This window comes from Kribbella monticola (assembly GCF_003261635.1).
Lineage (GTDB): Bacteria > Actinomycetota > Actinomycetes > Propionibacteriales > Kribbellaceae > Kribbella > Kribbella monticola.
On record NZ_QFXK01000034.1, the window covers coordinates 60,112 to 80,953 of the forward strand.

General features: G+C 68.1%; 19 protein-coding genes. 7 read left to right on the forward strand and 12 right to left on the reverse strand.

The window, feature by feature from the left end:
- Window positions 1-8 precede the first annotated feature (8 nt).
- Window positions 9-842: an isoprenyl transferase gene (locus tag DIZ26_RS24910; protein WP_198676274.1), complete on the reverse strand. Its 834-nt coding sequence runs from the start codon at window positions 840-842 to the stop codon at window positions 9-11.
- A gap of 124 nt (window positions 843-966) precedes the next feature.
- On the opposite strand from DIZ26_RS24910, the gene DIZ26_RS37540 reads away from it, so the two are divergent.
- Both DIZ26_RS37540 and DIZ26_RS24915 read left to right on the forward strand, forming a co-directional pair.
- Window positions 967-1,572: a hypothetical protein gene (locus tag DIZ26_RS37540; protein WP_157979803.1), complete on the forward strand. Its 606-nt coding sequence runs from the start codon at window positions 967-969 to the stop codon at window positions 1,570-1,572.
- A 449-nt stretch (window positions 1,573-2,021) separates the two neighbouring features.
- Window positions 2,022-2,558 carry an ATP/GTP-binding protein gene (locus DIZ26_RS24915; protein ID WP_157979804.1) on the forward strand — a complete coding sequence of 179 codons (537 nt, stop codon included), beginning with the start codon at window positions 2,022-2,024 and terminating at the stop codon, window positions 2,556-2,558.
- 63 nt (window positions 2,559-2,621) lie between these two features.
- Here DIZ26_RS24915 and DIZ26_RS37545 read toward each other — a convergent pair whose 3' ends face one another.
- From DIZ26_RS37545 to DIZ26_RS24935, 4 genes are read right to left on the reverse strand one after another with little or no spacing between them, the layout of a single operon-like run.
- Window positions 2,622-3,173 (reverse strand): hypothetical protein, encoded by a 552-nt coding sequence (locus DIZ26_RS37545; RefSeq protein WP_157979805.1) that lies wholly within the window; start codon window positions 3,171-3,173, stop codon window positions 2,622-2,624.
- A 49-nt stretch (window positions 3,174-3,222) separates the two neighbouring features.
- Window positions 3,223-3,963, reverse strand: coding sequence for a DNA repair protein RecO (recO, locus tag DIZ26_RS24925; RefSeq protein WP_112245614.1), 741 nt, complete (start codon window positions 3,961-3,963; stop codon window positions 3,223-3,225).
- A 12-nt stretch (window positions 3,964-3,975) separates the two neighbouring features.
- Window positions 3,976-5,022 (reverse strand): SDR family oxidoreductase, encoded by a 1,047-nt coding sequence (locus DIZ26_RS24930; protein WP_232828580.1) that lies wholly within the window; start codon window positions 5,020-5,022, stop codon window positions 3,976-3,978.
- On the reverse strand, window positions 5,019-6,008 hold the full coding sequence (locus DIZ26_RS24935; protein WP_112245616.1) for an aldo/keto reductase: 990 nt from the start codon (window positions 6,006-6,008) through the stop codon (window positions 5,019-5,021). Before DIZ26_RS24935 ends, DIZ26_RS24930 begins: the two co-directional genes overlap by 4 nt.
- Before the next feature lie 221 nt (window positions 6,009-6,229).
- Between DIZ26_RS24935 and DIZ26_RS24940 the strand changes: the two genes are divergently transcribed.
- Genes DIZ26_RS24940 through DIZ26_RS24950 form a run of 3 tightly spaced genes read left to right on the forward strand, consistent with a single transcriptional unit; the run spans window position 6,230 to window position 10,883 of the window.
- Window positions 6,230-9,343, forward strand: coding sequence for an FtsX-like permease family protein (locus DIZ26_RS24940; protein WP_112245618.1), 3,114 nt, complete (start codon window positions 6,230-6,232; stop codon window positions 9,341-9,343).
- Window positions 9,340-10,185 carry an ABC transporter ATP-binding protein gene (locus DIZ26_RS24945; RefSeq protein WP_112245620.1) on the forward strand — a complete coding sequence of 282 codons (846 nt, stop codon included), beginning with the start codon at window positions 9,340-9,342 and terminating at the stop codon, window positions 10,183-10,185. Before DIZ26_RS24940 ends, DIZ26_RS24945 begins: the two co-directional genes overlap by 4 nt.
- Complete coding sequence (locus tag DIZ26_RS24950) at window positions 10,182-10,883, forward strand: ABC transporter ATP-binding protein (RefSeq protein ID WP_112245622.1); 702 nt, start codon at window positions 10,182-10,184, stop codon at window positions 10,881-10,883. The genes DIZ26_RS24945 and DIZ26_RS24950 overlap by 4 nt, the downstream gene beginning before the upstream one ends.
- On the opposite strand, the gene DIZ26_RS24955 is transcribed toward DIZ26_RS24950, so the two are convergent.
- Together DIZ26_RS24955 and leuA are read right to left on the reverse strand one after the other, a co-directional pair.
- Window positions 10,880-11,875, reverse strand: a complete 996-nt coding sequence (locus DIZ26_RS24955; protein ID WP_112245624.1) for a GNAT family N-acetyltransferase — start codon at window positions 11,873-11,875, stop codon at window positions 10,880-10,882. The genes DIZ26_RS24950 and DIZ26_RS24955 overlap by 4 nt on opposite strands.
- Before the next feature lie 83 nt (window positions 11,876-11,958).
- Window positions 11,959-13,677, reverse strand: coding sequence for a 2-isopropylmalate synthase (leuA, locus tag DIZ26_RS24960; protein WP_112245626.1), 1,719 nt, complete (start codon window positions 13,675-13,677; stop codon window positions 11,959-11,961).
- Between the two features lie 602 nt (window positions 13,678-14,279).
- Here leuA and DIZ26_RS24965 point away from each other — a divergent pair.
- Complete coding sequence (locus DIZ26_RS24965) at window positions 14,280-14,690, forward strand: PPOX class F420-dependent oxidoreductase (RefSeq protein ID WP_112245628.1); 411 nt, start codon at window positions 14,280-14,282, stop codon at window positions 14,688-14,690.
- Between the two features lie 449 nt (window positions 14,691-15,139).
- Here the strand turns inward: DIZ26_RS24965 and katG are convergent, their stop codons facing one another.
- Entirely contained in the window at window positions 15,140-17,347 is a 2,208-nt protein-coding gene (gene katG, locus DIZ26_RS24970; RefSeq protein ID WP_112245630.1) for a catalase/peroxidase HPI, read from the reverse strand.
- Window positions 17,344-17,799: a Fur family transcriptional regulator gene (locus DIZ26_RS24975; RefSeq protein ID WP_112245632.1), complete on the reverse strand. Its 456-nt coding sequence runs from the start codon at window positions 17,797-17,799 to the stop codon at window positions 17,344-17,346. Before DIZ26_RS24975 ends, katG begins: the two co-directional genes overlap by 4 nt.
- A gap of 113 nt (window positions 17,800-17,912) precedes the next feature.
- Between DIZ26_RS24975 and DIZ26_RS24980 the strand changes: the two genes are divergently transcribed.
- On the forward strand, window positions 17,913-18,902 hold the full coding sequence (locus DIZ26_RS24980; protein WP_232828581.1) for a GNAT family N-acetyltransferase: 990 nt from the start codon (window positions 17,913-17,915) through the stop codon (window positions 18,900-18,902).
- Here DIZ26_RS24980 and DIZ26_RS24985 read toward each other — a convergent pair whose 3' ends face one another.
- From DIZ26_RS24985 to DIZ26_RS24995, 3 genes are read right to left on the reverse strand one after another with little or no spacing between them, the layout of a single operon-like run.
- Window positions 18,903-19,574 carry a GNAT family N-acetyltransferase gene (locus DIZ26_RS24985; RefSeq protein WP_232828582.1) on the reverse strand — a complete coding sequence of 224 codons (672 nt, stop codon included), beginning with the start codon at window positions 19,572-19,574 and terminating at the stop codon, window positions 18,903-18,905.
- Between the two features lies 1 nt (window position 19,575).
- On the reverse strand, window positions 19,576-20,514 hold the full coding sequence (gene era, locus DIZ26_RS24990; protein ID WP_112245634.1) for a GTPase Era: 939 nt from the start codon (window positions 20,512-20,514) through the stop codon (window positions 19,576-19,578).
- Complete coding sequence (locus DIZ26_RS24995) at window positions 20,498-20,836, reverse strand: cytidine deaminase (RefSeq protein WP_112245636.1); 339 nt, start codon at window positions 20,834-20,836, stop codon at window positions 20,498-20,500. Before DIZ26_RS24995 ends, era begins: the two co-directional genes overlap by 17 nt.
- Window positions 20,837-20,842: the final 6 nt, after the last annotated feature.

Here is a 20,842-nt window from a genome sequence, read left to right on the forward strand (position 1 = left end):
GCGTGGGGTTAGGTGGTGGGGGCGACGGGGTTGGGGATGGCGCCGCCGTAGCGGCGGTCGCGTTGGGCGTAGAGCTCGATCGCGTGCCAGAGGTGGCGGCGGTCGAAGTCCGGCCAGAGGGTGTCGAGGAAGACCATCTCGGCGTACGCGAGCTGCCAGACCAGGAAGTTCGAGGTGCGCTGCTCGCCGGAGGAACGGACGAACAGGTCGACCTCGGGGATGTCGGGCGCGTACAGGTGTTTGGCGATCGTCTTCTCGGTGATCCGATCCGGGCTGAGCTTGCCGGCGGCAACTTCCTGGGCGATCGAGCGCATCGCGTCGGCGATCTCCGCCTGCCCGCCGTAGTTCACGCAGAACTGCAGCGTGATCGTGTCGTTGTTCTTGGTGCGCTCCTGCGCGTACTCGAGTTCGGAGATCACGCTCTTCCACAACCGCGGCCGCCGCCCGGACCACACCACGCGGACGCCCATCGCATCCAGTTCGTCGCGACGCCGGTGGATCACCTCGCGGTTGAACCCCATCAGGAACCGCACCTCTTCGGGCGACCGGGCCCAGTTCTCGGTCGAGAACGCGTACACCGACAGGTACTTGACCCCGATCTCGATGCCACCCTTGATCACATCCAGCAACGAGGCCTCACCAGCCTTGTGCCCCTCGGTCCGCGGCAGGTTCCGCGCCTTCGCCCAGCGCCCGTTCCCGTCCATCACCACCGCCACATGTCGAGGCACCAACTCCGCCGGTACGGCGGGCGGCCTGGCCCCCGACGGATGCGCCTCCGGCGCAACCACCGCCCCCACCCGCTCCCCCACACCCCGACCACGACGACGACCCAACGGCGACATACCCCGATCCTCCCTCATACCGCTCACCCACCAGCAAGCGGCCTGTGGAAAACTGCCGAACCGGAAACCCTTCGTATGGCAGCCTTATACCGTCCGTAACTCCACTCCCCGGGAGCCTCCTGCAATGACCCGCCGCCCGCTGCAAGCAGCCGCCACCCTCAGCGCCCTCCTGATGCTGGCCGCCTGCACCGGCTCCCCCAAGGCAGGCCAACCCAACACCACCCCGCCCCCAACCACTCCCACCATCACCCCATCCCCCACCCCCTCAACCCCCACCTGGACCCCAGAACAACAAGCCGCCATAACCGCCGCAAAGTCCCGCTACACAACAGCCCGCGCCGCGGTCGACAAAGCGTTCGAAGATCCGGCCCACCTCAACCGGACAGCGTTGGAGAAGGTCGGAAACGGCGGGGAATGGATCATCACCGTCATTGATGACGCGAGATTTCAAACTCAAAACGGTTGGTATCAGACCGGCCAGGTGAAGATCTCCGGCACCCAGGTCGTATCGGTGAAGCTGGGGATCGAGCAGCCCGAGGTGCAGTTGACCAACTGCATCGACAGCTCAGCAGTGGTCACCCGCTTCACCAAGACCAAGAAGCCAGTACCCATGGGGCCGGGCAACGGAGATCGACACAAGTTCTCCTCGCGTCTTGTCTATGCCCAGCCGAACTCAGGCGGACCGAAGATGTGGTTCTTGGTCGCCGAAAAGGGTGGCGGACCATGCTGAGGTCGCTTTGGATCAGCGCCGCGTTAACGACTTCCCTGCTTCTGACATCCGTCAGCACAGCCGCTGCGGACGACAAGCCGCCGCCTCCCGGGCCAGGCTATGTCTGGGCCTGCAACGCGCGTATAGGTAAGTGCACGTGGATCGCCCAAGAACTCATCCACACCGCCGGGCCGGAACAAGGGCACCCCGCAAAGGCGGGGAGCAAGAAGGCAAAGCGGACTTGCCAACTGGGCGCTGTCGTACAGCCGTGCAGTGACCCCACTCTCGGCAATTGGTCGAATAGTCAGCAGTGCTACTTGCGGCGGGAGGAGCCGCAGCCGCCGTTTTCGGATGCTCGGTGGGAGGGGCATACGGAGGGGTCTGTTTGGGCGTGTGTTCGGGAGCAGGGGTTTGATCAGGGGCGGCATTTGGTGACCAAGTGGGTTTGGTTGCCTGGGGAGCCTGACACGGTGGTTACTGATCCGTTGACGTTGGCGTATCGGGCGGTGGCGGCTATGCAGTTGCGCGCGCCGGTGGTGAAAAGTGCGCCTGGGGTGGGGCAGATCGGGCTGGTGAACATGCCGGTGTGGTTGTGGGTGGAGAAGTCGGAGAACACCTGGGGGCCGATCAGCCGGGATGCGAGTGTTCCGGGGTTGACCGTTACCGCGACTGCGCAGGTGAAGGCGGTGGACTGGAGTATGGGCGACGGGAAGACCGTACGGTGCGAGGGTGCTGGTACGGCGTACCGGAAGTCGTTCGGGATCAAGCCGTCGCCTGATTGTGGGTATTTGTATCGGAAGACCTCGCGAGATCAGAACGGCTGCCAGTACAAGGTCGGTGCCACTGCCCGCTGGGACATCACCTGGCGGAGCACGCTCGGTGACACCGGTCAGCTCTCGATGACGCGAACCGGCGCCACGCAACTCCGCATCGGAGAGGCCGTTCCAGTGCTGGTCGATCCCGACGGTGATCAGGCGGCTGCTCCAAAGACACCAGCGGTCTGTTAGACGCCGCTGTTCGAGCCAACATTGAACGGCCGTAGCACCTGGACATGCCGCTGCGCTTTGGAATCAGCACCTTCCGGCTCTGCGGCTCTGCGGGAAGTTCGCCCTCCATTCGTCACGGGCGCGAACCATTTTCATTTCGTCGAGCAGCTGGGTCGGCGTCCCAGGTGGCCTGACCTTCTTGCCGTCAGTGGTCAAGGCGATGGCCTGTGAGGAATCCACACATGCTTGGACCGTAATCTCATCGGCTCGACCGGAATTCTGCGGTGCGATCTTGAGCACCTTCGTCCACACAACCTTCTGCTTCCCCACGCTGTGCCACTTTTGCGCCTTGAACGTCGCGGCCTGGTTCAGCTCAGCACCGAGCATTGCGCCGCTTGCATATTTCCGGAGTTCCGATGTGTCGCGCCCGCCACTGGTGGCCATGACATCCGTTGCCTCGATGAAGTGCCGGTACGCCGAGACAGCGTCGGCGGCCGCTCCGGAGTCAGTTGAAGATGCTGAGGTTGCAATCGAGATCGCGGATGATGTGGAGGGTCGTGCGTGGGGCTCTCCCGACGGAGCGCCGTTGCAGCCCGTGATGAGGCTGGCGATGGCTATAGCACTTGTTGCGGCCACCGGAACTCTCCTGCTCATTCCTCCCACAGACACAGTCTCCCGTTGGCGGTTAACGGTCAGGGGTTAGGTCTAGGTGGGGGAGGGAGCGGAGGTTGCGGTCTAGGTGGTAGGCGACGAAGGCAGCTACGAGGGTGTTGGCTTCTCGGCGGGAGCGGGGGTCGGAGCGTTCGGCGATGGGCCAGTCGCCGGTGAGGAGGGCGGAGAGGAGGGTGAGGGTCGGTGGGGCCGGCATCGCGGAGGCTGGGGGGCGGCAGGTGGCGCAGACGACGCCGCCGGCGGCTGGGTTGAAGGCTCGGTGGGGGCCTTCCTCACCGCACTTCGCGCAGTCGGCGAAAGACGGGGCGTAGCCCGAGATCGCCAAGGAGCGTAGGAGAAAGGAGTCGAGGACCAGGGCCGGTTCGCGTTCGCCGGTGGAGAGGGCGCGGAGGGCGCCGGCCAGCAGGAGGTGTTGCTGCGTGGCTGGTTCCTTCTCCTCGACGACGAGGCGGTCCGCGGTTTCGAGCAGGACCGTGCCGGTCGTGTAGCGCGCGTAGTCGCCGACGATGCCCTCGCCGTACGCCGAGATGGAGACGGCCTGGGTGACGACGTCGAGGGTTCGCCCGGTCGCGAGTTGCAGGTCGACGTGGCTGAACGGTTCGAGGCGCGCGCCGAAGCGGGACGACGTACGGCGTACGCCCTTCGCGACGGCCCGGATCTTGCCGTGCGTGCGGGTCAGGAGCGTGGCGATGCGATCGGCTTCACCCAGTTTCTGGGTGCGGAGCACGATCGCTTCGTCACGGTAGAGCGGCACCCGTCCAGTCTCTCACCCGCGTGCGAGGTACTCAGCCAGCCCGGTCGGCGGGTGCCCGGTGATGTCTTCGACGGCGCTGCTGACCTCGCTGAGTTCGCCGCTCGCGATGGCGGCGTACGACGTGACCCAGCCGGCCACCTCCCACGCCGGTGCCCCGAACGACTCCCGCGAGCGGTACGCCTCGTCCAGGGTCTCCGCCTCGTACCGGATCGGCCGGCCCCACGCCTCGCTCATCATCGCCGCTGCCTCGGCCAGCGTGAACGCCGCCGGACCGGTCAGGTCGTACGTCTGCCCCGAGTGCGTCGCGTCCAAAAGCACCTGAGCGGCCACATCGGCGACGTCGTCCCGCAGTACGGCGGCAACGCGCCCGTCCCCCGCCGGCCCGCGGATCACCCCGTCCTCGCCCGCGAAGCCGGGGACGAAGTCGAGGTACATGTTGTCCCGCAGGAAGGTGAAGTCGACACCCGTCGCGCGAAGATGCTGCTCGGTGTGCCAGTGGTCGCGCGCGAACGTGAACGTCGCGTTCGGCGCCGCCCCGACGAACGAGGTGTACACGATCCGCCGTACGCCGGCCGCGACCGCCGCGTCGATCGTTGCCTTGTGCAAGGAAACCCGGTCGGCCGATTCGGACGCGCTCACCATCAGCAACGTCTGTACGCCGTCCAGCGCGTTCAGCAGCGCGGCGATGTCCCCGTACGACGCCTGCGCGACCTGCGCGCCCTCCAGTTCGGGAGCGCGAGCAGGATCCCGTACTACGAGGCGCTGGGCGGCCCCGGCTTCCGCGAGCCGCCGTGCGATCCGCGAGCCGAGCTGCCCCGTCGAGCCCGTCACCGCGATCAACCCCGAGGTCGAGGGCAACTCGGCACCAGCCTCGGCCTCCACCGGACTCAACTCCGGATCGAGCCCGTCCGCCGACCCCACCAACGCCTCGGTCAACCCCCCGGCCGACGCCCCAGCCAACCCACCAGCCAAACCCCCGGCCGACCCACCGGCCGACCCATCGGTCAACCGCTCAGCCGGCGTGTCGGCGGGAGTCACCTCGGGGTCGAGGGTGCTCACCGCTCGACTGCCTTCATGGCGGCCTCGCTGTACCGATCCCCCGCGACAGCATCCGGCGGGAACGCCTCGTCCAGCGCCGCGAGCTCCTCGGCCGACAGCGTCACGTCGATCGCACCGAGATTCTCGGCGAGGTACTTGCGCCGCTTCGTCCCCGGGATCGGCGCAACGTCATTGCCCTGGGCAAGCAACCAGGCCAGCGCCAGCTGCCCGGCCGTCACCCCCTTGTCCGCGGCGAGTGACCGGACCTCCTCGACCAGGTCCAGGTTGCGCTGGAAGTTCTCGCCGCTGAACCGGGGCAGCCCGCGCCGCATGTCGTCCGGTTCGAAGTCGTCCGGCGACTTGAGCTGGCCGGTCAGGAACCCGCGGCCGAGCGGGCTGAACGGTACGAACCCGATCCCGAGTTCGCGCAGCGTCGGCAGGACGACGGTCTCCGGGTCGCGCGTCCACAGCGACCACTCGCTCTGCACCGCACTGATCGGATGGACGGCGTGCGCGGCGCGCACCGTCTCCCCCGACACCTCGGACAGCCCGAGGTAACGGACCTTGCCGGCCTTCACCGCCTCGGCCATCGCCCCGACGGTCTCCTCGATCGGGACCTCCGGGTCGCGGCGATGCAGGTACCAAAGGTCGACGTAGTCCACCCCGAGCCGCTGCAGCGACGCGTCGAGGGCAGCGCGCGCGTACTCCGGCTTGCCGTTCACCACCGTCGGCAGGGTGCTGTTCCCCGACGACCACTGGAAGCCGAACTTGGTCGCCAGGATCGCCTCGTCGCGCCGGCCCGCGAGCGCCCGGCCGACGAGTTCCTCGTTCGCCCCATTGCCGTAGACATCGGCGGTGTCGATGAAGGTGCAGCCGGCGTCGAGGGCCGCGTGCACGGTGGCGATCGACTCGGCGTCGTCGTTGGACACGCCGTACGACTGGGACATGCCCATGCAGCCGAGGCCGAGGCTGGAAACGGTCAGTTCTCCGAGCTGGGATTCACGCATACTCCGAACCTACCTGTGCCGCAGCACCGCGTCGCGACGGGTCCAAGATCACCGACAGTAGCCGCATTCCTCCGCTGCGCAGCCGAATCCCTTCCTCTCAACAGCACAGCGGTTGCTCCTGCAACAACTTTGTGTCATTTCAGGCCGACCCGACCGGACCGTCGAGCGACTTCGTATCGTCAGCAGGTCAGGTGTCCAGCGGGTTCCTGGGGGGTCCAGTCATGTTTCTGCGGCGCGCACTGCGGTACCGGTATGCCCAGGCACTGGTACTCACCGGCGTCTCGCTGCTGATCGGCACCTGCGCGGCGTTCGCGCCCTGGTTCGCTCGCGCTGTCGAGCAAACGGTGACCACGGAGACGCTGCACAGCCAGCGCCAGTCGGCCGCCTGGCAACTGGAAGCGTCCCCGCCGGCGTCGAGTGGCGTGGCGACCGCGAAGAAGCCCGAAGACCTGGCTCAACTCGTCCCCGCCGATCTGAAGCCGCTGTTCACCCCACCGCTCTACGGTCAGACCGTGGACGCCCAGTGGCGACTCAGCACCGATCCTCAGGACGTCAAGGTCGTCGGCCGGCTGGTCTGGCGAGACGGGTACTGCGGCCAGCTCGTCTTGACCGAAGGGCGCTGTCCGAAGGGTCCCGGCGAGGTCGTCGTCTCCAGCGCCGACAAAGCGAACTTCAACGCGAAGACGGGCGCGGTCCTGATCGCGAAGCCGACCGATTACACAGGCGGCGCCAATCTCAAGGTGGTCGGCGTCTACAAACCCGTCGATCCACACGCCGACTACTGGTTCGGGCGTGCACCGGTGGGCCGGTCACACCTGCCGGAGTTCCCGGACCCGGGCAGCGGAGACTTCCTGCTGACGGATCGCGGCACGTTCGTCAAGAGCGTCTGGGGGCACCATTCCACGCTGGACACCCGGCCGCTGTCCGGTGTCGTGCGGGCCAACGATCTGCAGCGGCTCAAGGACGCCACCGCGCAGGTCGACGCCAAGGCTTCCCAACTCGGGTTGGAGACCAGGAACACGTCCGCGCTCGGTGCAGTGATCGACCAGATCCAGGCGGAGCGGAAGCAGGCCACCACGATCATCCCGCTGGTGATGGTCCAGGTCGCCCTGTTCGGCGTAGTGGTCCTGGCGCTTGCGCTGTCCGCGGTGGTGGATCAGCGTCGACCGGAAATAGCGGTAGCTCGGCTCCGCGGGTCGAGCGCACGGCGTACCGGGCAGTCGTTGGCGATGGAGCTCGGGGTGGCTGTGCTCGCGGGGCTGCTCGCGGGGATCGGGACGGGGTTCCTGCTGCTGTTGGTCGTGCGAGCGACGTGGCTGAACGGCGGTGCCCCGATCGAGGTGCCCTGGACCGTGCCGGCCGCGGTGGCGCTGGCCGTCGTGGTGGGGATCGCTGTCGTCGTCTGGTCCGTGCGGACCGTAGTACAGCAACCGATCTCCACGCTGTTGCGCCGGGTGGTCCCGCGGCGACGCAGCCGGGCGCTGGGGATGGTCGACCTCTCCATCATCATGCTGGCCTCGGCCGGCCTGGTTGCCGCACTCACCGGAGGCGGCCGCGGTCCGCTGCCGGTTCTGACGCCTACTCTGCTGGCGCTGGCGGTCGGGCTCACCTTCGCTCATCTCCTGTTGCCCACTGCGGGATTCGTCAGCCGACGGGCCCTGCGTCGTGGCCGGCTGGGGCTGGCACTGGGTGCTCTGCAGGTCTCCCGGCGACCAGCGGTGACGCGCATCGTCGCGGTGGTGGCAGTGGCGACCGCGTTGGCCTCGTTCGCCGGGCAGGCCGCATCGGTTGCCGGTGACAACCGGGACCTGCGCGCCGGCTACGAGACCGGCGCCGAGGGCGTGCTGTCGATGTCCGTCACCGACCTCAGCACGTTCAGCAAGGCCATCGACAAGATCGACCCGGATCGGCATTGGCTCACACCCGTCGTGCTGTCCAGGCCGCCGTCGCCGGACGCGCTCACCGCCATGATGATCGAGCCGGACAGCTTTCGCCGGATCGCCTTCCGCGGCGACCGGCTCACCGACACCGCCGGGTACTCCGCCCTGTCGGCACCCGCCAAGCCGGAGCGGATCGACATCAGTGGCCACGAGCTCACCATCACCGCGACGCCCGGCAAGCTGACGCCGGTCGCCGTGACGACCTTCAACGGTGAGGGAGGCACCCAGAACCCGCCGGCGAAATCGGTGATCCTCGAGGCGAACGTGGTCAGCCGGGCCGGGGGCGCGCGGTTCCTGGTGCGGTTCCCGGCGATGCCGTTGGTGCCGGGCAGGACGTTCGTGCTCAAAACCCAGATCGGCTGCCTGCAGGGCTGCCAGCTGGTCCGGCTCGGGCTCGCCCGCGGTCTGAACGATCCCGGCGGATTCAAGGGCCGGATCGACATCGGCAAGCTCACGATGGAGGGCGGGAAGGCGGTCCCGCTCGGAGCGGCGGCGGACTGGAATCCGGTCAAGGCCATCGATGGCACGCCCGGTTCGATCGCGGTCGACGACCGGTCCGGCGGCGGCCTCAGCCTCGATCTGACCAACACCGGCAACGAGCAGTTCATCCAGCACGGCTCGGTCCCGGCCCTGGTACCGGCCGTCATCAGTTCGCGGTTCCCTCTCAGCGACGCCACCACCGTGCCGGGTACCGACGGGCTCGCCGTACCGGTCCAGAAGATCGATCGGCCACAGGGAACGATCAACCGGTATCCGCTGAACGTCGCCGTACTCGACCTGGAGAACATCCGGCGGCTGGGCGGTTCGGTGGACCAGCAGTCGACCGAGTTCCAGGTCTGGCTGAACGCCGACGGACTGGCGAACTCCCAGCGGGTGATCGACGGACTCGCCCAGGACGGGATGGTGGCGACCCTGGTCGACCGGCGCAGTGACCGGATCGCGGCCTACGGCCGGTCGGCCAGCGCCTTGGCCCTCCAGCTCACCCCGGTCGTCGGGATCGCAGGCTGGTCGCTGGCGATCATCGTGTTGCTGTTGATGGTGGTGACCTCGTGGCGGTCGCGCGCGCAGGATTACGCCAGCCTGCGGATCACCGGCGTACCGGCCGCCACTACCGGGCGGGCCGCGCGCTGGGAGCAGACCGGGCCGGTGGCGCTGGCGGCCTTGCTCGGATCCGCGTGCGGCGTGTTCGGCGCACAGATCGCGCTGCCGATGATCCCGCTGTTCGCCGAGACGCTGGAGACTTCGCCGATCCCGCTCGATCTGCATACCAACTGGACCGTCGCCGTGGCGCTGTGGCTGATCGGAACGGTGGTGCTGACGACCACGACGCTGCTGCTCGGAACCGGTGTCAACCGCCGCGCCGGGTACCACCGGATCAGGGAGGAGCTGTCATGAGCGGGCTCGCGATCAACACCAGCGGACTGGTGCACATCTACCGCAGCCAAGGCCATGACGTCGCCGCGCTGTCCGGTATCGGCATCTCCGTTCGCCCGGGTGAACTCGTTGGCCTGCTCGGTCCGTCCGGGGCCGGCAAGTCGACGCTGCTGCAGTTGTGCGGCGGCCTGCTCACCCCGAGCGCGGGCCGCCTGCAGATCGGCGAGCACCACATCGCGACGATGACCGAGGCCGAACTCGACCGGATGCGCTCCGGCGACGTCGGCATCGTGCTGCAGGGTGCCGGCCGCAACCTGATCCCCTATCTGACGCCCGAGGACAACATCCGCTACGCCCAGCGCGCCGCACCGCGCGGGCGCACCTTGCCCAGCCCGGTCGAAGTACTGGAACTCGTCGGCCTGCGGGACCACGCCCGTACGCCGCTCGAACGCCTCACACCAGGTCAGATCCAGCTGTGCGCCGTAGCGGTGGGAATCGCCACCTTCCCCGGCTTGCTACTGGCCGACGAACCGACCAGCCAGCTCGACCACCAGGCCCGCGACGAGGTCCTGAACGCGATCTCCACGATCAATGCGAGCACCGGCATGACCGTGCTGCTGATCACCCACGACCCCGAGGTCGCCGCGGTACTCCCCCGCACCATCACGATCCGCGACGGCCGGATCGCCTCTGAGGGACGCTCCGGCGAGGAGTTCGCGGTCGTCGCCACCGACGGGTCGTTGCCGTTGCCACCGCACGTCGCCGAACTGCTGCCACCCGGCACTCTTGTCCGCGTCACCAGCTCTGAGGACGGCACCGGCGGCGTGCACCTCACCCCGGTCGAGCAAGAAGGTCAGGCATGATCACCGTCACCAATCTCAGCGTCGCGTACGGCGAACTGCTCGCGGTCGCCGACGTGTCGCTGCGGGTGCCGCCGGGATGCGTGCTCGCCGTCAGCGGGCCGTCCGGGGCCGGCAAGAGTTCGTTGCTCTGGGCAATCGCCGGAGCGGTCCGGGCGAGTTCGGGCACGGTCGAGGTGGACGGCTTGACGATCACCGACCGGCCCGCTGCCGCGGCACACGGCGTCGTCCTGATCCCGCAGGGCAACGGGCTCGCCCGCGTGCTCACGGCGCGGGAGAACTTGTCGATGCCGCTGCTCGCAGATCGCGCGCTGACCGCAGTACTGGCGCGGCGTGACGAGGACGACGACGAGGAGCGCGAGCACACCCTCGACACCATCGACGCGACGATCGAGAAGGCGTTGAAGGATGTCGGCCTGGAAGACAGCGGGGATCACCTGGTCGAGGAGCTGTCCGGTGGCGAGCAGCAGCGGGTCGCGGTCGCGCGCGGACTCGCCCAGCAGGGCCGCGCGATCCTGGCCGACGAGTCGACCAGCGAACTCGACAGCGCCAACCGAGAACGAGTCCTCGAACTGCTGCGCCGCGAGGCCGACCGCGGTGCCGCCGTCATCATCGCCACCCACGACCCCAACGTCGCCGCCGGTGCCGACGGCCACGCCACCATGGACGAAGGCCGCCTCACCTGGGAACGGCGCCTTTAGCTCTGCTCGGCCAGCTCCAGCTCGTAGAGGCGTTCCACTGGCTTGAATCCGAAGCGGGCGTTGACTTTCTGCATCGGGGTGTTGGTGAGAGCGGTCCAGGTATGGAGCCATCTCTGCGTACTGCGGTGCTTCGCGAGCTGGTCGAGGTTGGCCAGCTTCAGGTGGGTCCCGAGATTGTGGCCGCGGTGATCCCGTAGTACGAGGGTGTCGTCCTGCTGGGCGTGCTCGGCGTCGTCCCTGGGCAACCACATCAGCGTGTAGCCGGCCGGGGCGCCGGCGGTGGTGTGCGCCATGGTGACCAGGGCGAGGTAGTTCTTGGCCAGTCGCTCTTCACTCGTCCGCAAGCGCTCGACCGTCCAGGGGGCGGGGTCGTGCGTCATCCCGCCGGTCGGGACGTCCTGGTCCATCGCCGTCCGGAGGTCCGCGTACTCCGCCAGGTACTGCGGCGGGCACGGGCCGGCCCACGCCGTCAGTCGATACCCGTCGGGTTCGCCCGCGGTCTGCCGGAGCTCACGCAGCCGCGTTTCGTCGTACGGAAGGGGTACGACGAGGTGGTCCTCGACGTTCTCGACGCTGAAGCCGAGGGCGGTCGCGAACAGGAGGCCGGGGGCGGACTCGGTGGGGGCGCCGATCTCGGTCTGGAAGATCGTCCGGCCGAGTTCGGCTGCTCGCGTCGTCGCCCAGTTCCAGAGTGCGGTGCCGATCCCGCGCCGGCGCTCGGCCGGTGGTACGTCGATCTCGACCTCGATCGCGTCCAGGTCCTCCTCGAGACGGTATTCGAACAGCATCGCGCCGACGATCCGGTCACTGTCGAACGCGGCGACCGGCAGCCTGGTCCTGGCCGGGCCGGGATTGCGCAGCGAGTACGCCAGCGCCTGGTGGCCCACGACGATGGCTGCTTCGCGACCCGCGGTCGCGCCGGCCCGCAGTACGGCGTACCACTCGTCGAACAGCGGTTCGTCGGACGGATCGAGCTCGCGCACGGTGATCATCGGGCGAGTCTGTCCAACAAGCGAGTCGCCCGCTACTCAATTAGCAGCGGGCGGCTCTCTTGGCGCGGGCGACTTCCAGCTGGTCAGCGGTTCGCGCGGTTGACCGCGGAGACGACTGCCTTCAGCGACGCGGTGAGAATGTTGGCGTCCCGGCCGACACCCCAGTAGACGTCGTCACCGACCTCGCACTCGACGTACGCCGCGGCCAGCGCGTCACCACCGGCCGAGAGCGCGTGCTCGTGGTAGTCCAGCACCCGTACGTCGTACTTCAGCGGCTTGATCGCGTCGACGAAGGCCGAGACGGGACCGTTGCCCTCGCCAACCAACTCGTGCGGTACGCCGTTCGCGTACACCTGCACGCGGAGCTGGTCGCCCTGGCCCTCGCCCGAGGTCGAGTTGACCGTCAGCAGCGACAGCTTGCCGGGCTGGAGGTACTCGGTGGAGAAGATGTCCCACATCTGCTGCGGGCCGACCTCGCCGCCCTCGGTGTCGGTGTACTGCTGGATCACGCGGCTGAACTCGATCTGCAGCCGGCGCGGCAGGTCGAGGCGGTGCTCCGACTTCATGATGTACGCGACGCCGCCCTTGCCGGACTGCGAGTTGACCCGGATCACGGCCTCGTACGACCGGCCGACGTCCTTCGGATCGATCGGCAGGTACGGCGCCTCCCAGTGGATCTCGCCGACCGGCTTGCCCTCGGCCGCGGCCTGCTTGTCGAGCGCCTCCAGGCCCTTCTTGATCGCGTCCTGGTGCGAGCCGGAGAAGGCGGTGTAGACCAGGTCACCGGCGTACGGCTGGCGCTCGGGCACCCGCATCTGGGTGCAGTACTCGACGGTGCGGCGAATCTCGTCGATGTCGGAGAAGTCGATCTGCGGGTCGATGCCCTGGCTGAACAGGTTCATCCCCAGCGTCACCAGGTCGACGTTCCCGGTCCGCTCACCGTGGCCGAACAGGCAGCCCTCGACGCGATCGGCACCGGCCATCAACGCCAGTTCGGTCGCGGCCACCGCCGTACCACGGTCGTTGTGCGGGTGCAGGCTGATCGTGCTGTGCTCGCGACGGCTCAGGTTGCGGCCGAACCACTCGATCTGGTCGGCGTAGACGTTCGGCGTACTCATCTCGACGGTCGCCGGCAGGTTCAGGATGATCTCGCGGCCCGCATCGGGCTGCCAGACATCACTGACCGCCTCGCACACCTCGAGCGCGAACTCCAGCTCGGTGCCGGTGAAGATCTCCGGGCTGTACTGGTAGCCGAACTCGCAGTCGCCGAGCATCTCGTCGGCGTACTTCATCACGGTCTCGGTACCACGGACGGCGATGTTGCGGCACTCCGCCTTGTCCACGTTGAACACGACCCGGCGGAACAGCGGCGCGGTCGCGTTGTACAGATGGATCGTTGCCTTCGGCGACCCCTGCAGCGACTGCACGGTCCGCTCGATGAGCTCCTCCCGCGCCTGGGTCAGAACGGAGATCGTCACGTCCTCGGGGATCGCGTCGCCCTCGATCAGGCTACGAACGAAATCGAAATCGTACTGGCTGGCGCTGGGGAAACCGATCTCGATCTCCTTGTAGCCCATCTTCACCAGCAGATCGAACATCCGCCGCTTCCGGGCCGGCGACATCGGCTCGACCAGAGCCTGGTTGCCGTCGCGCAGATCGGTCGACAGCCAGCGCGGCGTCGCGGTGACCGCCTTGGCCGGCCAGGTGCGGTCGGGCAGATCGATCGGCGGAAACGCTGTGTACCGGCCGATCGGCATCCCGGAACTCTGCTGAACAGGCTTGGGCTGGTTCTTCGGTGCCATGATGTGCGGGTTCTCCTCGCGAGAGTCTGTACTGCGGGGTCTGACTGCGACCGGCGTACGACAAGACTCCGCGGCGAGGGAACCGGCCTACGTCAGGCCTCGCCGCGGCAGCGAAGGAGAAGAACCAGGTGCCGCATGGTGCCTGCGACTCTACCCACAATCTCTGCCACAGGTCGAACCCGCGGTCTCGCGTGTCGAGACAGAGAGTGATCACGGGACTCGGCAGCCAGGCCCGCTTCGCGCCTCCTGCGTCGGCGCTCGACCCACCCACCCCAGGTCGCCGCTCCTACGTCGCAGCTCAAAACTACGAGCCGCCAACCGGCTGCTGCATCATCTCCAGGTCGAGCAGATCGTGCGAGCGGTCGGCGGCCGTGCGACCCGGGTACGACGGCCCGCTTCGCGCCTCCTGCGTCGGCGCTCGACCCCACCCACCCCGAGTCGCTGCTCCTACGTCGCAGCTCAACCACGAGCTGCCGACCGGGTGTCATCGCGATCCACAGGTCGCGCAGATCGTGCGAGCCGTTCGCCACCTCGCGATGTCGCGCTGGCGAACCCGGGGTCGTCAAGCGCGGGGTGTTTGTTTGAATTCTTAAGCTTTGACTATGACTTCTGAGCTTCCCGGGAGAACCGGGCTTGGTGTGCTGGTGACGATCAAGCGGGACGGGCGGCCTCAGCTGTCGAACGTCACTTACCTGTACGACGGCCGGAGCGTGCGGATCTCACTGACCGACGATCGGGCGAAGACGAAGAATCTTCGGCGCGATCCGCGGGCGAGCCTGTACGTGAATGGTCCCGGCGGAGGCTCGTACATCGTTCTGGAGGGCAAGGCCGAGCTCAGCACAGTGGCGCGGGACCAGCACGATGAGACTGTCGAGGCGCTGGTGGACTATTACCGGGAGGCGTCGGGCGAGCACCCCGATTGGGACGACTACCGCCGCGCGATGGTCGAGGACGGCCGGCTGCTGTTCACAATGACGGTCGACCACGCGTACGGGATGCCGTCACCGAACTGACGAGGGCAACGCCGGAGCTGGAGATGACGGGACAATCCGGCGGCAGTTCGCAGGTTGAACCGCGACGCAGAAGCGGCGACTGGAGCGGGGTGGGCCGGCAAGCTGCCCGACCTGGCGATGACGGGGCACCCGGTCGGCAGCTCGTGGTTTGAGCTGCGACGCAGGAGCGGCGACTTGGGGTGGGTGGGTCGAGCGCCGACGCAGGAGGCGCGAAGCGGGCCGTCGTACCCGGGTCGCGCGGCTGCCTGCGGCTCGCACGATCTGCGCGAGCTGGAGATGATGCAGCAGCCGGTCGGCCGGCTCGTAGTTGTGAGCTGCGACGAAGGAGCAGCGACCCGGGGCCGGGTGGGTCGAGCGCCGACGTAGGAGGCGCGAAGCGGGTCGTCGTACACGAACCGGGCCGGCTCCCCCGTGAGGGAACCGGCCCGGTTGCTTACCGTACGGACTGCTCAGCGCAGGTCGAAGCGGTCGAGCTCCATCACCTTTACCCAGGCGGCGACGAAGTCCTTGACGAACTTCTCCTGGGCGTCGTCGGCGGCGTACACCTCGGCGAGCGCGCGCAGTTGCGAGTTGGCGCCGAAGACGAGGTCGACGGCGGTGGCCGTCCACTTCACCTGGTCGCTGCCGAGCTCGCGGATCTCGAAGACGTTCTCCTCCGCGGCCGACGCCTTCCACTCCGTGCCCGCGGCGAGCAGGTTCACGAAGAAGTCGGTGCTCAGCGTCTCCGGCCGGTCGGTGAACACGCCGTGCTTGGCACCGTTGACGTTCGCACCGAGCGCGCGCAGACCGCCGACCAGCACGGTCAGCTCCGGCGCGGTCAGGGTCAGCATGTACGCCCGGTCGAGCAGCAACGTCTCCGGCGAGACCTTCTCCCCCGCCCGCACGTAGTTGCGGAACCCGTCGGCCCGCGGCTCGAGTACGGCGAACGTGTCGGTGTCGGTCTCGTCCTGCGAGGCGTCGGTCCGGCCGGGGTGGAACGGCACGGTGACGTCGTGGCCGGCCTTGCGGGCCGCCTCTTCCACACCGGCGTTGCCGGCGAGCACGATCAGGTCGGCCAGCGAGATCCGCTTACCACCGGTCTGCGCGCTGTTGAACTCCTGCTGGATCTGCTCGAGCTTCGCCAGTACGCCGGTCAGCTCGGCAGGCTCGTTGACCTCCCAGTTGCGCTGCGGCTCGAGCCGGATCCGGGCACCGTTGGCGCCACCGCGCTTGTCGGTACCGCGGAACGAGGCCGCCGAGGCCCACGCGGTCTTGACCAACTGACCGACGGACAGCCCGGAGTCGAGCAGTTGCTGCTTGAGCGTCGCGGCGTCCGCGTCGTCGATCAGCTCGTGGTCGACTGCCGGGACCGGGTCCTGCCAGAGCTGCTGCTCCGGGACCCACGGGCCGAGGTAGCGCGAGACCGGGCCCATGTCGCGGTGCAGCAGCTTGTACCACGCCTTGGCGAACGCGAGCTGGAACTCCTCAGGGTGCTCCAGGAAGCGGCGCGAGATCTTCTCGTACGCCGGGTCGACGCGCAGCGCCAGGTCCGTCGTGAGCATCGTCGGGCGGTGCTTCTTCGCCGGGTCGTGCGCGTCCGGGATGGTCTCGTCGGCGTCCTTCGCTACCCACTGGTACGCGCCAGCAGGGCTCTTGGTGAGCTCCCACTCGTGGCCGAACAGGTTCTGGAAGAAGCCGTGACCCCAGCGCGTCGGCGTACTGGTCCACGTCACCTCGAGACCGCTGGTGATGGTGTCCGAGCCCTTGCCGGAGCCGTAGGTGCTCTTCCAGCCCAGGCCTTGGGCCTCGATCGGGGCGCCTTCCGGCTCGGGGCCGACGTGGTCGGCGGGACCGGCGCCGTGGGTCTTGCCGAACGAGTGACCGCCGGCGATCAGCGCGATGGTCTCCTCGTCGTTCATCGCCATCCGGGCGAACGTGTCGCGGATGTCGCGGGCCGCGGCCAGCGGGTCCGGCTTGCCGTTGGGGCCTTCGGGGTTGACGTAGATCAGGCCCATCTGGACCGCGCCGAGCGGGTTGGCCAGCTGCCGGTCACCGCTGTAACGCTGGTCGCCGAGCCAGCTGTCTTCCGGACCCCAGAAGATCTCCTCCGGCTCCCAGACGTCCTCGCGGCCGAACCCGAACCCGAAGGTCTGGAAGCCCATGTCCTCCAGCGCGACGTTGCCGGCCAGCACCAGCAGGTCGGCCCAGGAGATCTTGCGGCCGTACTTCTGCTTGACCGGCCAGAGCAGCCGGCGGGCCTTGTCCAGGTTGGCGTTGTCGGGCCAGCTGTTCAGCGGGGCGAACCGCTGCGCGCCGTCGCCGGCGCCACCGCGGCCGTCCTCGATCCGGTAGGTGCCGGCGCTGTGCCAGCTCATCCGGATGAACAGCGGTCCGTAGTGACCGAAGTCGGACGGCCACCACTCCTGCGAGCTGCGCATCACCTCGACGATGTCGCGCTTGAGCGCGTCCACGTCGAGCTTCTTGAACTCCTCGGCGTAGTCGAAGTCCTGGTCCAGCGGGCTGGCCTGCGGCGCGTGCCGGCGCAGGACCGAGAGGTCCAGCTGGTTCGGCCACCAGTCCCGGTTCGACCGGGGCGTGGGCACCGCGGGCGTCGGGGAGTCGATGGCGGGGTTCTCGCTCTCACTGCCGTGGTTGGCCACGTCAGGCGTCTCGGTCATGCTCTACCTCTCGATGTGGTGGCTGGTTCGGAACCGGCCGCGGAACAGTCGGGGCACAGCCCCCAGTACACGACCTCGGCCTCGTCGACGACGAAGCCGTGCCGGCCGGACGGGTGCAGGCACGGAGCCGCGCCGACGGCGCAGTCCACGTCTTCGATGGCACCGCACGACCGGCAGACCACGTGGTGGTGGTTGTCCGCCACCCGGGCCTCGTAGCGTGCGACCGACCCGGCCGGCTGGATCCGGCGTACGAGGCCGGCATCGGTCAGCGCGCGCAGTACGTCGTACACCGCCTGGTGCGAGACGTCCGGGAGCTCCTCGCGGGTGGCCCGGATGATCGCGTCGGTGTCGGCGTGCGGATGCGAATGCACCGCGCCCAGTACGGCGAGCCGCGGCCGGGTGACCCGCAGCGCGGACTCGCGCAGCAGCTGCTGGAAGTCGGAGGTGGCCATCACCGGAAGTCTCTCCCGTATTCTGGAACGAGTCAAGAATACCTGCGCCGGGAAATTCTTCACCGGCGGTAAATGACTCGCGGTGACGACCGGCCGCGGCGCACGCTGGGGCCGTGGACATCACCAGGCTCTCTCCCGACGACGAGGTCGGCTGTGCCGAGGCGGTAGCGCTGCTGACCGCCACCGCGAAACTCGACTGCCCGGAACAGCTACTGCCGACACCACGCAGTTATGCGGCGCACCTGAAGTACGGCTGGGACGGCGATCCCGGCCAGAGCTATCTCGCCCGGGACGCCGACGGGTTCGTGGCCGGACTGCTGAGCCTCGAGCTGCCGACGTACGACAACACCAACCTCGCCTGGTTCGAGGTCGAGGTGCACCCGGACTACCGCGGCCGCGGGATCGGCAGCGAACTCGTCCGGTACGCCGAGCAGCTGGCGCGCCGGGTCGGGCGGAACTCGATCGGGACGACCACCTGGGACCTGCCGAAAGCGGCCGCGTTCGCCGAGCGGCACGGATACGAGCAGAAGTCGATCGAGGTGAACCGGCGCCAGGACATCGCCGGCCTCGACTGGTCGGTCGTGGAGGACCTGTACGCCGAAGCGGTGCGCGCCTCGTCGGCGTACGAACTGATCCGGATCACCGGCCGGCTGCCCGAAGACCTGCTCGAAGAGATGGTCGCGGTGACCGCGTCGATCAACGATGCGCCGAGGGACGAGCTGGAGATCGAGGACGACGAGTACAGCCCGGAACGGCTGCGCGCATACGAAGACGCCCAGCTCGCACACGACCGGACCCTGTACCGCGTGATCGCCCGCGAGCGCGCCACCGGCGTACTGGCCGGGCACTCGACCGTCACCGTCGAGCGGGAGCGACCGCACATCGCCGAGCAGGCCGACACGGCTGTTTCGCGCGATCATCGCGGTCACCGACTCGGCGCGCTGGTGAAGACGGGCATGCTGCTGTGGCTTCGCGAGGCCGAGCCGGCCGTCACCCAGCTCGACACCTGGAACGCCGAGTCCAATGCCCACATGATCGCGATCAACGAGCAGTTGAACTACCACATCGTTGCCAGGGCACTGGACTTCCAGAAATCCCTGTAATCAAACGGGTTGGACGACCAGTACCTTCATGCGGTTGGAGACCGTGAAGCCCAGCGACTCGTAGAGCCGGATGGCCCGCAGGTTGGTGCCGCCCGTGTGCAGGAACGGCCGCGCACCTTCCCCTTCGATGCCGGCGGCAACTGCCCGGATCAACCGGGTGGCGAGCCCTTTGCCCCGGTACGCCGGGTCGGTGCAGACCGCGCTGATCTCGACGTATCCGGGTGGGCGGCATCGTTCGCCGGCCATCGCGATCAACGCACCCTGCGCACGCAACCCGAGATACCCGCCGAACTCGATCGTGCGGGTGCGAAACGGCCCCGGCTCGGTGAGCTCGGTCAGCGCGAGCATCTCCGGCACATCATCGGCATTCAGTACCACGGCCTCCGGGTCCTCGACGCCGAACGACTCAGGCGCCACCAACTGGACGAGGTCGAACTGCTGGACGAGCTTGAAATCCTCCGGCAGCGGCAGGTCCGGCCGCATCAGGGCGGCAGTGTGGCCGACCCCGAGCAACGAGGCCGCATCCGCCCAGTCCTGCTCGGTGGGCTCGTCCGGCAACCCGAGGAAGGGCGCGACCTGGGCCGCGTAGCGACAAGCCCGGCCCCGGGTTTCAGCAAGACCCGAGTGCGTGCCCGTCAGGGCGTAGTACATCGGGTTCTTCAGGACGTCCAAGTCAGAACCCGAGCTTGCGAAGGTGCTTCGCGTCCGTCTGCCAGTTCTTCGCGATCTTGACGTGCAGGTCGAGGTAGACCGGCGTACCGAGCAGGGCCTCGATCTGGCGGCGGGCGTTCGCGCCGACCTCGCGGAGCCGGGCGCCCTTGTGGCCGATGATGATGCCCTTCTGACTCTCCCGCTCGAGGTAGAGGTTGGCGTAGATGTCGATCAGCGGCTTGTCGGCCGGCCGGTCCTCGCGCAGGCCCATCTCGTCGATGGTGACGGCGATCGAGTGCGGCAGTTCGTCGCGGACGCCCTCCAGCGCGGCCTCCCGGATCAGTTCGCCGACCAGGATCTCCTCGGGTTCGTCGGTGATGTCGCCGTCGGGGTACAGCGGCCGTCCCTCGGGCAGCTGCTTCACCAGTTCGTCGGCGACCAGTTCGGTCTGGAAGTTGTCCACCGCCGAGACCGGGATCACCGCGGCCCACTCGATCCCGACCGACTCGCCCAGGGCGGCGATCTCGGACAGGTGCTCGGCCATCCGGTCCGGCCCGACCAGGTCGGACTTGGTGGCCAGCGCGATCTTCGGCGTCTTGGCGACCTTGGCCGCCTCGGTGACCAGGAACCGGTCGCCCGGGCCGATCTTCTCGTTCGACGGCAGACAGATCGCGATCACGTCGACCTCGGCCCAGGTCGTCTTCACCACGTCGTTCAGCCGCTCGCCGAGCAGCGTCCGCGGCTTGTGCAGACCGGGGGTGTCGACCAGGATCAGCTGGGCGTCCGGGCGGTGCACGATGCCTCGTACGGCGTGCCGCGTGGTCTGCGGTTTCGACGAGGTGATCACGATCTTCTGGCCGACCAGCGCGTTGGTCAGCGTCGACTTGCCCGCGTTCGGGCGGCCGACGAAACAGGCGAAGCCGGAGCGGAACTCCGGGGTGTGCTCAGGTGTGGACGACATCACGAACCTCTCCGTTGCCGTTGGCAACGACTACCGGGAGGGCCGCGCCACCGAAGTAGCGCACCACCTCCACATCGACGTCCGGTGATTCGGTCACCACCGCGGCCGCCTCGATTCCCTTGACGCCGGAAGACACCGCCATCGCGATCGCCAACTGCAGCGCGCTGAGACCGACGGTGTCCAGCTGAACCGTGCAAGCAGCATAAGTCCGCCCGTCGGTGTCGCGGACCGCGGCACCTTCCGCGGCGCGCGTCCGGGCCCGGGCAGCCCGGGCCAGCGTGACGAGCTTGGCGTCCTCAGCAGACAGGTCAGCAGCAGTCAAAACAAA

Excerpts from the sequence above, each read along its gene's own strand:
- katG (WP_112245630.1), bottom strand. The coding sequence starts at position 17,347 with ATGACCGAGACGCCTGACGTGGCCAACCACGGCAGTGAGAGCGAGAAC.
- leuA (WP_112245626.1), bottom strand. The coding sequence starts at position 13,677 with ATGGCACCGAAGAACCAGCCCAAGCCTGTTCAGCAGAGTTCCGGGATG.
- DIZ26_RS24935 (WP_112245616.1), bottom strand. The coding sequence starts at position 6,008 with ATGCGTGAATCCCAGCTCGGAGAACTGACCGTTTCCAGCCTCGGCCTC.
- DIZ26_RS24965 (WP_112245628.1), top strand. The coding sequence starts at position 14,280 with ATGACTTCTGAGCTTCCCGGGAGAACCGGGCTTGGTGTGCTGGTGACG.
- DIZ26_RS24945 (WP_112245620.1), top strand. The coding sequence starts at position 9,340 with ATGAGCGGGCTCGCGATCAACACCAGCGGACTGGTGCACATCTACCGC.
- DIZ26_RS37540 (WP_157979803.1), top strand. The coding sequence starts at position 967 with ATGACCCGCCGCCCGCTGCAAGCAGCCGCCACCCTCAGCGCCCTCCTG.
- DIZ26_RS24955 (WP_112245624.1), bottom strand. The coding sequence starts at position 11,875 with ATGATCACCGTGCGCGAGCTCGATCCGTCCGACGAACCGCTGTTCGAC.
- DIZ26_RS24940 (WP_112245618.1), top strand. The coding sequence starts at position 6,230 with ATGTTTCTGCGGCGCGCACTGCGGTACCGGTATGCCCAGGCACTGGTA.
- era (WP_112245634.1), bottom strand. The coding sequence starts at position 20,514 with ATGTCGTCCACACCTGAGCACACCCCGGAGTTCCGCTCCGGCTTCGCC.
- DIZ26_RS24910 (WP_198676274.1), bottom strand. The coding sequence starts at position 842 with ATGTCGCCGTTGGGTCGTCGTCGTGGTCGGGGTGTGGGGGAGCGGGTG.
- DIZ26_RS24975 (WP_112245632.1), bottom strand. The coding sequence starts at position 17,799 with ATGGCCACCTCCGACTTCCAGCAGCTGCTGCGCGAGTCCGCGCTGCGG.
- DIZ26_RS24950 (WP_112245622.1), top strand. The coding sequence starts at position 10,182 with ATGATCACCGTCACCAATCTCAGCGTCGCGTACGGCGAACTGCTCGCG.